Genomic DNA, 13,857 nt, shown 5'->3' with positions numbered 1-13,857 from the left:
CACCGCACGCCGTTTCGCCGCAGCTTCCGGGAGAGAGCCGATGACCGAACTCAGCCGCGCCCGCTACGCCGAACTGTTCGGCCCGACCACCGGCGACCGGATCCGCCTGGCCGACACCGATCTGATCGTCGAGATCACCGAAGACCGTTGCGGCGGACCGGGACTGGCGGGCGAGGAAGCGGTCTTCGGCGGCGGCAAGGTGCTGCGCGAGTCGATGGGGCAGTCGCGCGCCACCCGCGCCGACGGCGCACCCGACACCGTCATCACCGGGGTGGTGATCATCGACCACTGGGGCATCATCAAGGCCGACGTCGGTATCCGCGACGGCCGGATCTGCGGAATCGGCAAGGCGGGCAACCCCGACACCATGTCGGGCGTGCACCCCGACCTCGTCGTCGGCCCGGCGACGGAGATCATCGCGGGCAACGGCCGCATCCTCACCGCGGGCGCCATCGACTGCCATGTGCACTTCATCTGCCCGCAGCTGATGGAGGAGGCCCTCGGCGGCGGCATCACCACCCTCATCGGCGGCGGCACCGGCCCGGCCGAGGGTTCCAAGGCCACCACCGTCACCCCCGGTTCCTGGCACCTGGCCCGGATGCTGGAATCGCTCGACCACTGGCCGATGAACATCGTGCTGCTCGGCAAGGGCAACACGGTGAGCCAGGAATCCATGTGGGAGCAATTGCGTGGCGGCGCATCGGGTTTCAAGCTGCACGAGGACTGGGGTTCCACCCCGGCCGCCATCGACGCCTGCCTCACCGTCGCCGACGCGGCGGGCGTGCAGGTGGCGCTGCACTCCGACACCCTGAACGAGGCCGGCTTCGTCGAGGACACCCTCGCCGCCATCGCGGGCCGTGGCATCCACGCCTATCACACCGAAGGCGCGGGCGGCGGTCACGCACCCGACATCATCACGGTCGCTTCGCATCTCAACGTGCTGCCCAGTTCGACCAACCCCACCCGCCCGCACACCGTCAACACCCTCGACGAACACCTCGACATGCTGATGGTGTGCCACCACCTGAGCCCGTCGATCCCCGAGGACCTGGCCTTCGCCGAATCGCGCATCCGGCCCTCGACGATCGCCGCCGAAGACCTGCTGCACGACCTGGGCGCCATCTCCATGATCGGCTCGGATTCCCAGGCCATGGGCCGCATCGGTGAGGTGGTGCTACGCACCTGGCAGACGGCGCACGTGATGAAAGGCCGTCGCGGTGCGTTGCCGGGCGACGGCGCCGCCGACAACGCCCGCGTCCAGCGCTACATCGCGAAATACACCATCTGCCCGGCTGTTTCGCACGGACTCGACGACGAGATCGGTTCGGTGGAAGTCGGCAAACTGGCCGATCTGGTGCTGTGGGAACCGGCGTTCTTCGGCGTCCGACCGCACGCGGTCCTCAAGGGCGGCATGATCGCCTGGGCCGCGATGGGTGACGCCAACGCCTCCATCCCCACCCCCCAACCGGTCCTGCCGCGCCCGATGTTCGGTGCCGCCGCCCCCGCCGCGGCCGCCACCTCCCTGCACTTCGTCTCCGAGCAGGCCATCGACGACCGTCTCGCCGACCGCCTCGACGTCCGCCGAAAACTGGTGCCCGTCAAGAACGTCCGCCGCGTCACCAAGACCGACATGCCCCATAACGACGCCATGCCACGCATCGAAGTCGACCCCGACACCTTCACCGTCCGCGTCGACGGCGAGGTCTGGACCGAGGCCCCCGCCACCGAACTCCCCATGGCCCAGCGCTACTTCCTGTTCTGAGGGCCCGCCGCCGGGTGTCGGCGGCCTGGGGTAGTCTCGGCGCGATCCGAGCGGGGCGGGTATCGGTCGCCTCGTGCCACGTGCCGGGGCGAACCGGCGGGAGGGGGCTGTTGTCGTGGACGATCTGACCAATGCCGCCGACGATCTGGCGCGCTGGGCGCAGGATCTCGAGCGCAAGTCGCAGCGGTATCAGGAACTGCACACCAAGATGGCCGAAGTGAGTGTCACCGACACCTCGGCCGACGGGCGCATCGCCGTGACCGTCGATGCGAACGGGTGCACCACCGCCGTCACCCTGACGGCCGGCGTGCGTGGCATGGACCCCTCGGCCGTCGCCGCCGAACTGATGGCCTGCACACGGCGCGCCCAGGCCCGGCTGCGTGACCGCGTCTCCGGGCTGGTGCACGACGTGGTGGGCGCCGACGAGGCCGGGGCCGCGATCGTCGGCCAGTACACCGAACGGTTCCCCGATCCGCTCGATTCCGAGCAGGCGCCCGTCGCCGCCACGCCGCCTCCGCCGCCGGTCGTCGCGTGGCCGCCCGTCGAACCCGAGGTACCCGCCGCCCGCAAACCTGACCGCGACAGGGTCGTCGCGCCCGTGGAACCCGACGAGGAAGATCTCTTCTACCAGCGCAAATCCTGGCTGCAGTAGCGCGATCTCGGCTGCGGCGAATATTCGGGGGAACCGAACGGCGTGGTGCCGCGTCCAAACAGTTCGAGACAGGTGCGCGGACTCGATCGGGTTCGCCTTCAGGAGGGAGTCAGCGTGACCGGTGTGGTGAATGTCGACCCGAATGCGATCAGAACGCACGCCGGATCGGTGGACGGCGTCGCGAGCGGGGTGGCCTCCGCCCTGGAGGCGGCGAGCTACCTGGCCCACGCCGACGACGGCTACGGCCTGCTGGTGAAGCCGTACGCGGTGATCACCCTCAACACGCTGCACGACGAGATCGTCGACGGGCTCACCGAACTCGATGTCCTGGTGGCGGCGATGCCGGGCAAGTTGCGCACCGCCGCCGACACCTTCGAAACGTGTGACACCACCCGGGCCGGACAGCTGAAAGCCACCACCGCCGAGATCGAGGGGACCGTCTGAGCATGGCCGACCAACCGACCGCCCTCGGCACCTTCCTCAACGAGAACTCGGTGCTGCCGGGCACCGTCGACACCTTCGACGACGCGCCAGCACCCGACAACGACCTGTTGGCCGACGGAACCAACTACCGCGACACCTACTACCAGGAAACCAATTTCCTGTTCACCAACATGGGTGTGCCGGGGATCGAGGACAAGAGCGGCGGGCCGGAGGCCAACCCGGGCATCCTGAAGGGCACCCTGCAGGGCGACAGCTTCGAGGCCGGATACGGTCTCTACAACGCGTTCGCCAACGGCGGGTCCACCACCGACAAGATCGACGCCATCACCAAGGCCGGGTCGACCGCCGGTGACTGGTCCTCCGCCGCACAGACCATCGGCAAGGCCGTCAAGGGCACGTCCGCCCTGGCGAAGTTCGACCCGTTCAATTTCCTCGGTTCGCAACTGATGAGCTGGATGCTCGAACACGTGGAACCGATGCGCAAATCGCTCGACTCCATCACCGGCAATCCCGATATGGTCCAGGCGTATTCGGACTCGTGGAAGAAGATCGCCGACCACCTCACCACCACAGCCGGGCAGCTGGCCGCCGCCGTCGACACCGGCATCGGGGAGTGGACCGGTTGCGCCGCCGAGGCCTACCGCGCCAAGGCGACCGAGATGGCAAGCACGATCGCCGAGAAGGCCGCGGTGTCCCAGATTCTCGCCGACTGCAACAAGGCGATGAAGTCGATTGTCGAAACGGTGCGAAGCATTGTCGTGGAGATCCTCAGCAGCCTGGCGGGCATGCTGCTCGAGGCGACCGCGATCCTCATCGCTTCGGCGGGCACCGCGACTCCGGCGCTCATCGCCCGCGCACTGGCCGACATCTCGCTGGCCACCATGTCGGTGTCCCAGATGCTGATCGAACTCGCCCAGGCACTGGTGTCGACGAAGACCATGGCGCAGAGCGCGGTGCAGTTGGTGCGCGGCGTCGCCGGGGTGGAATCGGCGAAATAGCTGCCGATGTGCGACGGGAGTTGGTGGCAGACTGCGCATATGACAAGCACTGAGTGGGCCGATGTCGACAGTTATCTCGTCAGCACCCTCGTCGGGGAGGAAGGGGTGCCCGCACTCGAGGCGAACGCGAGCGCGGGCCTGCCCGCGATCGATGTGTCGCCGCCGCAGGGGAAGCTGCTGAACCTGGTGGCCCGGACCGCGCGGGCACGCCGGGTGCTCGAGATCGGCACCCTCGGTGGGTACAGCACCGAATGGCTCGCGCGGGCCGTCGGCGAGGGCGGCACCGTGGTGACCCTGGAATTCGAGCCGCGCCACGCCAAGGTGGCGCGCGAGAACCTGGACCGCGCCGGGGTGGGGGACCGGGTCGACATCCGGGTCGGCGCGGCGCTGGACACCCTGCCCGGGGTCGCCGAGGACAGCGGTGAACCGTTCGACCTGGTGTTCATCGACGCCGACAAGGTGAACAACTCGAACTACGTGCTGTGGGCGCTGCGGCTGACCCGACCCGGCTCGGTGATCATCGTCGACAATGTGGTGCGCGGCGGCGCCGTCGCCGACGAACACTCCGACGACCCGAACGTGCGCGCCAGCCGCGACCTGATCGACCTGCTCGCTGCCGAACCCAGCCTCGATGCCACGGTGATCCAGACCGTCGGCGCCAAAGGATGGGACGGTTTCGCCTACGCGGTGGTCAACGGCCCGGAGGCCTAGCGGTACCGCCTCGAGACGGCGCCGATCCGGAGGCAACTGTCCGCTGATACCGCGACGGTCGCGCAGGTCAGCGCGCGGGGGACAGCGCCCCGGACGTCAGCGGCTGCGCACCGGTCGCGATGTCGATGGCTTCGGCCAGGTCGAGCCGCAGTTCGTGGTCCGACGCGGGCGCGGGTCCGTCGTGGTGGGTGATGCCCTCGGCGGTGCGCACGTAGTGCAGCACGGTGTCGCCGATATGCACGGTGACCGTGCCCTCGCCCACCACCTCGGCGAGCGCACGACCCAGCGGCAGCGCCAGCCAATGCGCGCGCACCGCGTCGGTGGGGTTGCGCTCGCCGAGTAGCGGCGCACCCCACCCGGCCAGTGCGTCGAGCACCGGCCGCAACCCCCGGCCCAGCTCGGTGAGCTCATAGCTCGAGCGCATCCCGTTGCGGTGATGGGTGAGCACCCCGTCGCGTTCCAGCCCTTTGAGCCGGGTCGCGAGCATATCGGTGCTGATCCCGGGCAGGTCGGCGAACAGATCGCTGTAACGGCGTGGGCCGGAACACAATTCGCGGATCACGAGCAGACTCCACCGGTCCCCGACGAGGTCGAGTGCGCGGCTGACGGCGCAGTAATGGTCGTAGCTTCGGCGTGACACGGCTCCCACTCTAACCTGATACTTGGAAAATCCAAGTGAGATCTTGGAAAAACCAAGTAGTGTGTGCGGCAACCACATCGCGGAGGGAAGTCCATGCAGTTCAAGCAGTCGAGCAAGCTGTCGGGAGTGTCGTACGAGATTCGCGGTCCGGTGGCCGAGGAAGCCGCCCGGCTCGAGGCCGAGGGGCATCACGTCGTGAAGCTCAACACCGGCAATCCGCTGATCTTCGGGTTCGACGCGCCGCCGGACCTCTTGCAGGACATGGTGCGAACCCTGCCCGCCTCCACCGGCTACACCTCGTCGAAGGGCCTGCTCTCGGCCCGGCGCGCGGTGGTGCAGTACTACCAGACGCTCGGCGTGCCCGATGTCGACGTGGAACAGGTGTTCCTCGGCAACGGTGTCTCCGAGCTCATCATGATGGCGATGACGGCGCTGCTCGAGAACGGCGACGAGGTCCTCGTGCCCGCCCCCGACTTCCCGCTGTGGACGGCCGCGACCGCGCTCAACGGCGGCACCCCGGTGCACTATCTGTGCGACGAGGGCGCCGACTGGTACCCCGACCTGGCCGACATCACCGCCAAGATCACCGACCGCACCCGCGCCATCGTGCTCATCAACCCCAACAATCCGACCGGTGCGGTGTACCCGCCCGAGGTGCTGCGCGAGATCCTCGAGATCGCCCGCAGGCACAACCTCGTCGTGTTCGCCGACGAGATCTACGACAAGATCTACTACGACGACCTCGAGCACACCGCCGTCGCCTCGCTCGCTCCCGATCTGCTGTGCCTGACCTTCTCCGGCCTGTCGAAGAACTACCGCGCCGCCGGTCTGCGTTCCGGCTGGCTCGTAGTGTCGGGCCCCGTTCAGCACGCGGCGAGCTACCTCGAGGGTCTGACCATGCTGGCCGGTCTGCGCTTGTGCGCGAATGTCCCTGCGCAGCAAGCGATCCAGGCCGCGCTCGGTGGGTATCAGAGCATCAACGATCTGGTTCTGCCCGGTGGCAGGCTGCGCGAACAGCGCGACCGGGCGTGGGAAGCGCTCAACTCCATTCCCGGTGTCTCGTGCGTGAAACCCAAGGGCGCGCTTTACGCCTTCCCGCGCATCGACCTGGACATGTACCCCATCCACGACGACGAGAAGTTCGTGCTCGACCTGCTGCTGCAGGAGAAGCTGCACATCGTGCAGGGCACCGGCTTCAACTGGCCGCGTCCCGACCATTTCCGCATCGTCACCCTGCCGCACGCCGACGAACTCGAGGCCATCATCGAACGCATCGGCCGCTTCCTGGCTACTTACCGGCAGTAGGTCAGGTCGGGCAGCCCTGCCCGGAGTCGCCGGACGCCGAGGGCGGTAGCTGGATGAGGCAGAGGACGAGCCCGGCCATGGCGTCGGCCAGCTCGCCGGACCCCGTGTGGACCGTCGGGCGGTTCGGCCCGGGGATCTCGGCAGAGGCGGCCGGTGCGGCGAGTACCGGCAACGCCGCAGCACAGACGATCAGCGCCGCGGCGGCGAACTTCTTCGGCATGATCGGCCCCTGTCTCCCGGATGACGTCTCGGCCCCGATGCTACGCCCGGGGCGTGCCCGCGGACTTCGGCGCAGTGACGAGGGCTGAGCGCAGCCACGAGACAGAAGGACTCACCGCAGCCGGACCGGGAGGTCGAGTAGCCCGCGGATGAGCGTGCTCGTCTGCCAGTGCATGGTGGCGGCGGGGTCTGCCAGGCGCAGGTCGGGAAAGCGCCGGAGCAATGCGGTGAAGGCGATCTCGGCCTCGAGGCGGGCGAGCGGTGCGCCGACGCAGAAATGGATGCCGTGACCGAAGGCGAGGTGGCCCGCGGTCGGCCCGTCGACGGTGAGCGTATCGGGGTCGGTGAATCGGGCGGGGTCGCGGTTGGCGGCCGCCAGGGCGACGTTCACGATCTCACCCGCAGGAATCTCGACACCGCCGAGAGTGACGGGCTCGGCGGTGAACCGCAGCGTCGCCATGTCGACCGGCCCGTCGAAACGCAGGAACTCCTCGATGGCCTCGGGCACACCCACCGGGTCGGCGCACAGTGCCGCCCACTGGGTGGGCTCGCGCAGCAGGGCGTGCACACCGTTGCCGATCAGGTTCACGGTGGTCTCGTGCCCGGCGACCAGCAGCAGGAACGCCATCGACACCAGTTCGCGGTCGGTGAGCCGGTCGCCGCCCTCGTCGGCGAGCACCAGCTGCGACAGCAGATCCTCGGCGGGCCGGGACTGCTTGGCGCGCACCAGACTTGACAGGTAAGCCGCCATCGCGGCCGCGGCGGCAGGTCGTCCCTCCTCTTCGCCGACCACGCCGACCAGCGACCGGGTCCAGGCCTGGAAGTCGTCCCGGTCGTCGAAGGGAACACCGAGCAGTTCGCAGATCACCGTCACCGGAAGGGGATTGGCGAAGGCCTGCATGAGGTCGACCTCGTCGTGCCCGTCCATCGCTTCCAGGAGATTCTCGGTGATCTCCTCGATGCGGGGACGCAGAGCCGCCACCTGGCGGGTGGTGAACGCCTTGTTCACCAGTTTGCGCAGGCGGGTGTGCTCGGGCGGGTCGGTGCTCAGCATGTGTTGCAGTAGCACCATGGTGTTGGCGTCGGTGGGGGTGCCGTCGCGTTTGGCGCGCAGGATCTCGTCGGCACGCACCGTGTCCTTGCGCAGCCGAGGGTCGGCGAGTGCGGCGCGCGCCTCGGCATGACCGATGACGATCCAGCGGATCACATTGTCGGGGAACAGCACCCGATGCACCGGCCCGGTGGTGCGCCAGCGGCGGTAGTGGGCGTGCGGGTCGTCGAAGAAGTCGGCGCCGATGGTCTCGACAGGGGCGGCGGCGGTGGTGGTGTCGGCCATTTCGTCACGGTACCGGGGTGGCCGCGGCGACGCGCCGAAAGTGAGCACCGGAATTACCGAATTCCCTTGTGGCAGGTGATGTTCGGATGGGCGAAAACCGCGCCTGGGGAACGCGGTTTTCGCCGATCCGTGTCAGCGAGCCGAGCCGTGTACCGCGATCTTGCCGTTGCGTCCCGGCGTTTCCGAGGCGACGGCCGCGTCACCGGCCTTGTCGAGGGGGAACTCACCGTCGAGTTCCAGGCGCAGTGTGCCGTCGGCGGCCAGCCCGACCAGTTCGGTGATGAGCCGCACGTAATCGGCGCGGTCGATCTCGGCGCTGCGCTGCTGACCCCAGAAACCCTTCACCACAGCCTGTTTGAAGATCACCGCACCGGTGTCGATGACCATCGGCTTACCCGACAGCGCGCCGAAGGAGATGAGTTCACCGCGCGGGGCGAGCAGCGACATCAGCGTGGCCGCAGCCGGACCGCTGACCTGGTCGACGGCCCGCACGATCGGTTCGCCGCCGGTCACCTCGGTCACCCGGTCGGCCCACCCGTCGCTCTCGGTGTCGAGGACCGGGCCGTAGCCGAGGTCCTCGAGGGCCCGCACCGAACCGGGTCCGCGCACCAGGCTCAGCACCCGCACTCCGCGCTGCTTCGCGAACAGGTTGACCTGCCGGCCGACGGCGCCGTTGGCGGCGTTCACCACGATCCACTGACCCGGCTGCACGGCGAGGTCGTCGAGCAGCATCAGCGCGCTCAACGGCATGGCCAGCAACTGACAGGCGGTCTCGTCGGGCACCGTCGGCGGCATAGGAACCACCTGGTCGGCGCGCGCGACGAAGTAGTCGGCCCACGCGGCCCGCGCCCCGGCCACCGCGACCCGCTGCCCGACCTGCACCCGGTCGGCGCCCGGGCCCACCGCGTCGACGATGCCGACGGCCTCGGTGCCCGGAATCGCGGGCAGTGAGGGTTTGTAGCCGTATACCCCGCGCACGATGGCGAGGTCGTGGTTGTGGATGGGTGAGAGCGTCATCGACAGCCGCACCTCACCTGGTCCCGGTTCGGGCACGGGCACGGTCTGTGCCGCGAGTACGTCCTTCGGCTCCCCGAATCGTTCGATCACCACTGCCTGCATGTCCGCCTCCGAAGCTGGTTGCGAGTCGTGCACGATGCGCCCATTCTTCCACCGCGCCGCACTTCCCCGACTCCGCACGGCCCGGTCGCGCGTCTCGCGCACTCGGCGCAGAGGCCGACGGCAGCCCACCTCGGACCACCTCAGCGCAGGATGCGAGGCTGTGCCGATCGGCCCGTATGCGAAATTTTCGCCATCGCGTCCGCGCACAATTCGCCCGTGTCAATACGCCGCAAGGGTGACCGATGCACCCTGCGGTAGCCCCACCGAATCGGTCTTTCGGGGGACGACCGGCGAGACGCTCCGGCCTACTCTCGGTCCATGACAGCCGGAATCCCTTCCCCCGCGGCATCTTCCGGCCGCCGCATCGGCGAGGTCGACATCCTGCGCGGATTCGCCCTGTTCGGCATTCTGATCACCAATGTGATCATCGCGACCACCCTGTGGTCGGCCGTCGGCACCCGCGAGGACCCGCGTTCGCTGTTCGACGGCACCGCCGATCAGCTGGTCCGCGCGGGCGTCGACGCGCTGTTCACCGGGCGTTTCTACCTGCTGTTCGCGTTCCTGTTCGGATACTCGTTCACCCTGCAGATAGCGGCGGCCCAACGGGCCGGGGCACCACCGGTGCGGCGGCTGCTACGGCGGTGCGCGGCGCTGATGGGAATCGGCCTGCTGCACGTGTACTTCCTGTGGGTCGGCGACATCCTCACCCTGTACGCGGCGCTGTGCCTGCTGCTGATCGCCCTGCGCAAACTCTCGGCCCGTACCGCCGTCATCACCGCGATCGTGCTGTATTCGCTGTGGTCGGTCTTCGCCTTCCTACCCGGGAGCGGCACGGGCACGCTCGGCCTCGGCCTGTTCTTGGACCTGCCGAAGATGTCGGCGGACTTCACCGGCAGCTTCGCCGACACCTTCGCCGCCCAGACCTCCGTCGCCCCGGTGTTCGCGATCCTGATCTGGATAGGCCAGGGCGTGCCGAGCCTGGCGATGTTCCTGCTCGGCATGGTGGCGGGTAAACGCAATCTGTTCGAGGACGCCGCGACCATCGCGCGCTGGTCGCCCCGGGTGCTGTGGGTCGGGTTCGGACTCGGGCTCCCGATCTCGGCCATGACCTTCGCCCAGTTGATGGACTGGTGGCATCCGCCGGTTCTCGTCCACGGATTCCAGTACCTCATCGCGCCCGCCATGACCTTCGCGTATGTCGCGCTGGTTCTGCGGCTGGCGGGCTCGCCGCGCACCGGCCGGTATCTCGCCGTGCTCGCGCCCGCCGGGCGGATGGCGGCCACCAACTACATCGGTCAGTCGGTGGTGCTGATGGTGGTCTACACCGGATACGGTTTCGCCCTCGCCGATACCGTCGCGCCGCCGGTGGTCGTGCTTTTCGCGCTGGTCACCTTCGCCGCCCAGCTCGCGCTCAGTGCCTGGTGGTTGCGTCACCATCCCTACGGTCCGGTGGAATGGGTGTTGCGCGCCGCCACCTATCTGACAGTGCCCGCCTGGAGGAAACCGAAAGCGGCTGCGGCGCAGCCTGTTCGATGACCTAACCGGACCGGTCGGCGCGCGCGGCGAAACCGTCGCAGAGTGCGTCGAGGCCGAGGTAGAGCAGATCCTGCGAGGTCAGCTCGCTCACTCCCGCGCCCTCCAGGTCCGCCAAGGCGGGCGGCACCGGGAACTGTGGTGTGCCTTCCAGCAGATCGCGCAGACCGTTGGGGTCGTCGGTCGCGGTGCGCTTGTCGGCGAGCAGGGCGCCACCGACCACCGGCAGGCTCGCGCCCGAGATGTAGTTCCACACCGTGAACGCCATGGTCGTGGCCTCGCGCGCCGACACCTCCAACTCGCGCAGGCCCGCCACCAGCCACGCCAGGCTCGCCAGCCCCTGGGGGCCGAAGCTGTAGCGGGGGACCGCGAAGGTCAGCAGCACCCACGGATGCTGCTGGTAAAGCTGCCAGTCGATCTCCGCGGCGATGCGCACCCGGTCGCGCCAGGTCCAGTTCTGCCCGGTCGGGTCGGGATAGGGATGCCGGGCGGCGATCTCGTCGGTCATGGCCGCGATCAGTTCGTCCTTGCTGTCCACGTGCCGATACAGCGACATGGTCCCCACCGCGAGCCGATCGGCGATGCGCCGCATCGACACCGCGTCGAGGCCGTCGGCATCGGCGAGGGCGATCGCGGCGTCGACGATCGCCGCCCTGGTGAGCTTGGCCTCAGTCATCCCATGACTCACTTTCGTCATCCGGTCTTAATGCGTACACTGTACCGGTGCCTCGCGTACGCCGTACGCATACCCTGGGAAGGAACTCGGAATGACGAAGCTGGAACCGGCGGTGCCCACCGCAGTCGCCGGTGGACGCCGCGCATGGCTCGGATTGGGCGTGCTGCTGCTGCCGGTGCTGCTGGTGTCGATGGACATCTCGGTGCTGTTCCTCGCCATGCCGACCCTGACGAGCGACCTCGACCCCACCGCCTCCCAGCAGCTGTGGATTCTCGACATCTACGGGTTCATGCTGGCCGGCCTGCTCATCACGATGGGCAATCTCGGCGACCGGATCGGCAGGCGCAACATCCTGCTCGCCGGCGCGGCCGTGTTCGGTGTGGCATCGGTGCTCGCCGCGTTCGCCCCGAGCGCCCCGATCCTCATCGCCGCGCGCGTGCTGATGGGTATCGGTGGTGCGACCCTGCTGCCGTCGAGCCTGGCGCTGATCTCCACGCTCTTCCCCGACGCCCGTAGGCGCGCCACCGCCATCGGCATCTGGACGGCGTTCTTCGCGGGCGGTTCGGCCGTCGGCCCGATCATCGGCGGCCTCCTGCTGCACCACTTCTGGTGGGGTTCGGTGTTCCTCATCAATATCCCGGTGCTCGCGATCCTGCTGCTGTTCGGACCGTTCCTGCTGCCCGAGCACCGCTCGACGACCCTCGGCCCGATCGATCTGCCGAGCGTGGCGCTGTCGATCGGCGGCATCCTGCCGGTGGTCTACGGCATCAAGCACATCGCCGCCGACGGGTTCGATCTCGTCTCGCTGGTGATCGCGGCCATCGGTGCGGTGATGCTCGTGCTGTTCGTGCGCAGGCAGCGTCATCTCAGCGAACCGCTGCTCGACCTGTCGCTGTTCACCCGGCCGCTGTTCCGGGTCGCGATCGGCGCCAGCATGGCAGGCATGATGTCGCTGGCCGCGATGAGCTACCTGACCAGCGTGTATCTGCAGTCGGTCACCGGGCGCGACCCGTTGCAGGCCGCGCTGCTCGGCATTCCGATGGCGGTGGCCGTGTTCGTCTGCTCGATGAGCGGGGCGAATCTCGGGTTGCGGATCGGGGTCCGGGCCGCGTTCACCCTGGCGCTCGTCGCGTCGGCGGTGGGCAATCTGATGCTGCTCGGCGTCGGTGTCGACGGCGGGTTGGCCTGGTACGTGGCCGGTTCGGTGATCGCCGGTGTCGGATACGGCATCTCCTTCACCCTGGTGTCGGATGTGGCGGTGTCGGCGGTGCCTGCCGAGCGTGCGGGTTCGGCGGTCGGAATCTCGGAGACCAGCTTCGAACTCGGCAACGCGCTCGGGCTCGCGTTGCTCGGTTCGCTGGCGGCGCTGGTGTTCCGCTCCGGCGGCGACTTCGACGAAACGCTGGGGGAAACCCTCGCGCACTCCGATGGCAATGCGGGCCTGGCCAACGCCGCTCGTGAATCGTTCGTCAGCGGCATGCATGTCGCCACCACGTGTGGCGCGTTGCTGCTGCTGGCGATGGCCGCGCTCGCCTGGCGGTCGGCGCGATCGACTCGCTGACGGAATCCGCCGCGCTCGCTGTGAGGACTACCACCCGGCGCTCGGTCGGAGTCGGCTCGCCGCGCGTCCTGGAGACGGCTTTGCATAGGATCGTCGGATGCGAAACGAGGGTGCGACGGGCCTGGCGACATTGCTCGCCCTCGCCGATTCGCGCCTGCCCATCGGCGGGCATGTGCACTCCGGCGGCGTGGAAGAGGCTGTGGCCTCGGGACTGTTGCGCGACGCCGCGAGTGTCGAGGTCTACCTGCGCCGCCGCATCGCCACCACCGGACTGGTGACGGCGTCACTGGCCGCCGCGGTGTGCGCGGGCACGCTCGCCCCCGACCGTGCCGACCTCGAAACCGATGCTCGCACGCCATCTCCCGCCGCGCGCGCCGCGTCTCGCGCCCAGGGTCGCGGCCTTCTCAGACTCGCCAAACAGCTCTGGCCGAACCCGGTCGAAGCACGCTCGTCCGGCCGCACGGCGATGGTCGGCGACGACTCGCGGTCGGCGCACCACAGCGATCCGACCGATCTGCTCGATGCCGGCACGCTGGGGAGCGGAGACAGCTTCGGGGGGCGCCCCGGCGAGAGCGCCTATTCGAATTGGGCGGCGGTCGGCCCCCGCCCGCACCTGCCGACAGTGTTCGGCATGGTCGGGCTGGCCTGCGGTGCCGATCCCCGGGAACTGGCGGGCGTCGTCGTCTACACCACCCTCACCGGTGCCGCGACCGCCGCCCAGCGCCTGCTCGCCCTCGACCCCGCCGCCATCGCGGCGAGCACACTGCGCCTGGCACCCCTGTGCGACCGGGTCGCCGCCGAGGCCGCCACGGGGTTGGCCGCGCTGTCGGACCCGTTGCAGGACGCGCTCGCCGAACGTCACCTCCACCGCGACATGCCACTGTTCGCGTCCTGATCCCGA

The 13,857-nt window shown here is 68.8% G+C and carries 14 protein-coding genes; 9 read left to right on the top strand and 5 right to left on the bottom strand.

Annotation, left to right across the window (positions count from 1 at the left end; all coding sequences use genetic code 11):
- Window positions 1-40: 40 nt before the first annotated feature.
- The 5 genes from NCO8_RS01975 (at window position 41) to NCO8_RS01955 (ending at window position 4,567) form a co-directional block, all read left to right on the top strand.
- Window positions 41-1,762: an urease subunit alpha gene (locus NCO8_RS01975; RefSeq protein WP_067635905.1), complete on the top strand. Its 1,722-nt coding sequence runs from the start codon at window positions 41-43 to the stop codon at window positions 1,760-1,762.
- Between the two features lie 115 nt (window positions 1,763-1,877).
- Window positions 1,878-2,414, top strand: a complete 537-nt coding sequence (locus NCO8_RS01970; RefSeq protein WP_067635904.1) for a YbaB/EbfC family nucleoid-associated protein — start codon at window positions 1,878-1,880, stop codon at window positions 2,412-2,414.
- Between the two features lie 114 nt (window positions 2,415-2,528).
- Window positions 2,529-2,858 carry a type VII secretion target gene (locus NCO8_RS01965; protein WP_067635902.1) on the top strand — a complete coding sequence of 110 codons (330 nt, stop codon included), beginning with the start codon at window positions 2,529-2,531 and terminating at the stop codon, window positions 2,856-2,858.
- Between the two features lie 2 nt (window positions 2,859-2,860).
- Window positions 2,861-3,856, top strand: coding sequence for a WXG100 family type VII secretion target (locus NCO8_RS01960; RefSeq protein WP_067635900.1), 996 nt, complete (start codon window positions 2,861-2,863; stop codon window positions 3,854-3,856).
- A gap of 39 nt (window positions 3,857-3,895) precedes the next feature.
- Window positions 3,896-4,567 carry an O-methyltransferase gene (locus NCO8_RS01955; RefSeq protein ID WP_067635898.1) on the top strand — a complete coding sequence of 224 codons (672 nt, stop codon included), beginning with the start codon at window positions 3,896-3,898 and terminating at the stop codon, window positions 4,565-4,567.
- Between the two features lie 67 nt (window positions 4,568-4,634).
- On the opposite strand, the gene NCO8_RS01950 is transcribed toward NCO8_RS01955, so the two are convergent.
- Entirely contained in the window at window positions 4,635-5,207 is a 573-nt protein-coding gene (locus NCO8_RS01950) for a winged helix-turn-helix transcriptional regulator (protein WP_067635897.1), read from the bottom strand.
- Between the two features lie 93 nt (window positions 5,208-5,300).
- On the opposite strand from NCO8_RS01950, the gene NCO8_RS01945 reads away from it, so the two are divergent.
- Window positions 5,301-6,512 carry a pyridoxal phosphate-dependent aminotransferase gene (locus tag NCO8_RS01945; RefSeq protein ID WP_067491930.1) on the top strand — a complete coding sequence of 404 codons (1,212 nt, stop codon included), beginning with the start codon at window positions 5,301-5,303 and terminating at the stop codon, window positions 6,510-6,512.
- A gap of 1 nt (window position 6,513) precedes the next feature.
- Here the strand turns inward: NCO8_RS01945 and NCO8_RS01940 are convergent, their stop codons facing one another.
- From NCO8_RS01940 to NCO8_RS01930, 3 genes are all read right to left on the bottom strand, one after another.
- Entirely contained in the window at window positions 6,514-6,732 is a 219-nt protein-coding gene (locus NCO8_RS01940; RefSeq protein WP_067635896.1) for a hypothetical protein, read from the bottom strand.
- A 111-nt stretch (window positions 6,733-6,843) separates the two neighbouring features.
- Window positions 6,844-8,067, bottom strand: a complete 1,224-nt coding sequence (locus NCO8_RS01935) for a cytochrome P450 family protein (protein WP_067635895.1) — start codon at window positions 8,065-8,067, stop codon at window positions 6,844-6,846.
- 132 nt (window positions 8,068-8,199) lie between these two features.
- Window positions 8,200-9,186 (bottom strand): zinc-binding dehydrogenase, encoded by a 987-nt coding sequence (locus NCO8_RS01930; RefSeq protein WP_067635893.1) that lies wholly within the window; start codon window positions 9,184-9,186, stop codon window positions 8,200-8,202.
- Window positions 9,187-9,504: 318 nt separating this feature from the next.
- Between NCO8_RS01930 and NCO8_RS01925 the strand changes: the two genes are divergently transcribed.
- The gene (locus NCO8_RS01925) at window positions 9,505-10,722 is read left to right on the top strand and encodes a DUF418 domain-containing protein (RefSeq protein WP_067635891.1); all 1,218 of its coding nucleotides are present in this window, start codon (window positions 9,505-9,507) and stop codon (window positions 10,720-10,722) included.
- Between the two features lies 1 nt (window position 10,723).
- On the opposite strand, the gene NCO8_RS01920 is transcribed toward NCO8_RS01925, so the two are convergent.
- Complete coding sequence (locus NCO8_RS01920; protein ID WP_067491940.1) at window positions 10,724-11,395, bottom strand: TetR/AcrR family transcriptional regulator; 672 nt, start codon at window positions 11,393-11,395, stop codon at window positions 10,724-10,726.
- A gap of 91 nt (window positions 11,396-11,486) precedes the next feature.
- On the opposite strand from NCO8_RS01920, the gene NCO8_RS01915 reads away from it, so the two are divergent.
- Together NCO8_RS01915 and NCO8_RS01910 are read left to right on the top strand one after the other, a co-directional pair.
- On the top strand, window positions 11,487-12,956 hold the full coding sequence (locus tag NCO8_RS01915) for an MFS transporter (RefSeq protein ID WP_067635889.1): 1,470 nt from the start codon (window positions 11,487-11,489) through the stop codon (window positions 12,954-12,956).
- A 97-nt stretch (window positions 12,957-13,053) separates the two neighbouring features.
- The gene (locus NCO8_RS01910) at window positions 13,054-13,851 is read left to right on the top strand and encodes an urease accessory protein UreF (protein ID WP_067635887.1); all 798 of its coding nucleotides are present in this window, start codon (window positions 13,054-13,056) and stop codon (window positions 13,849-13,851) included.
- Window positions 13,852-13,857 lie beyond the last annotated feature (6 nt).

It is taken from the genome of Nocardia coubleae NBRC 108252, assembly GCF_001612805.1.
Lineage (GTDB): Bacteria > Actinomycetota > Actinomycetes > Mycobacteriales > Mycobacteriaceae > Nocardia > Nocardia coubleae.
Note: the sequence above shows the minus strand (reverse complement) of the source record. Positions and strands in the feature narration are given on the sequence as shown.

Bases quoted from the DNA above. Each gene is read 5' to 3' on its own strand.
- NCO8_RS01975 (WP_067635905.1), top strand. From the start codon at position 41: ATGACCGAACTCAGCCGCGCCCGCTACGCCGAACTGTTCGGCCCGACC.
- NCO8_RS01960 (WP_067635900.1), top strand. From the start codon at position 2,861: ATGGCCGACCAACCGACCGCCCTCGGCACCTTCCTCAACGAGAACTCG.
- NCO8_RS01955 (WP_067635898.1), top strand. From the start codon at position 3,896: ATGACAAGCACTGAGTGGGCCGATGTCGACAGTTATCTCGTCAGCACC.
- NCO8_RS01945 (WP_067491930.1), top strand. From the start codon at position 5,301: ATGCAGTTCAAGCAGTCGAGCAAGCTGTCGGGAGTGTCGTACGAGATT.
- NCO8_RS01940 (WP_067635896.1), bottom strand. From the start codon at position 6,732: ATGCCGAAGAAGTTCGCCGCCGCGGCGCTGATCGTCTGTGCTGCGGCG.
- NCO8_RS01935 (WP_067635895.1), bottom strand. From the start codon at position 8,067: ATGGCCGACACCACCACCGCCGCCGCCCCTGTCGAGACCATCGGCGCC.
- NCO8_RS01930 (WP_067635893.1), bottom strand. From the start codon at position 9,186: ATGCAGGCAGTGGTGATCGAACGATTCGGGGAGCCGAAGGACGTACTC.
- NCO8_RS01925 (WP_067635891.1), top strand. From the start codon at position 9,505: ATGACAGCCGGAATCCCTTCCCCCGCGGCATCTTCCGGCCGCCGCATC.
- NCO8_RS01920 (WP_067491940.1), bottom strand. From the start codon at position 11,395: ATGACTGAGGCCAAGCTCACCAGGGCGGCGATCGTCGACGCCGCGATC.
- NCO8_RS01915 (WP_067635889.1), top strand. From the start codon at position 11,487: ATGACGAAGCTGGAACCGGCGGTGCCCACCGCAGTCGCCGGTGGACGC.
- NCO8_RS01910 (WP_067635887.1), top strand. From the start codon at position 13,054: ATGCGAAACGAGGGTGCGACGGGCCTGGCGACATTGCTCGCCCTCGCC.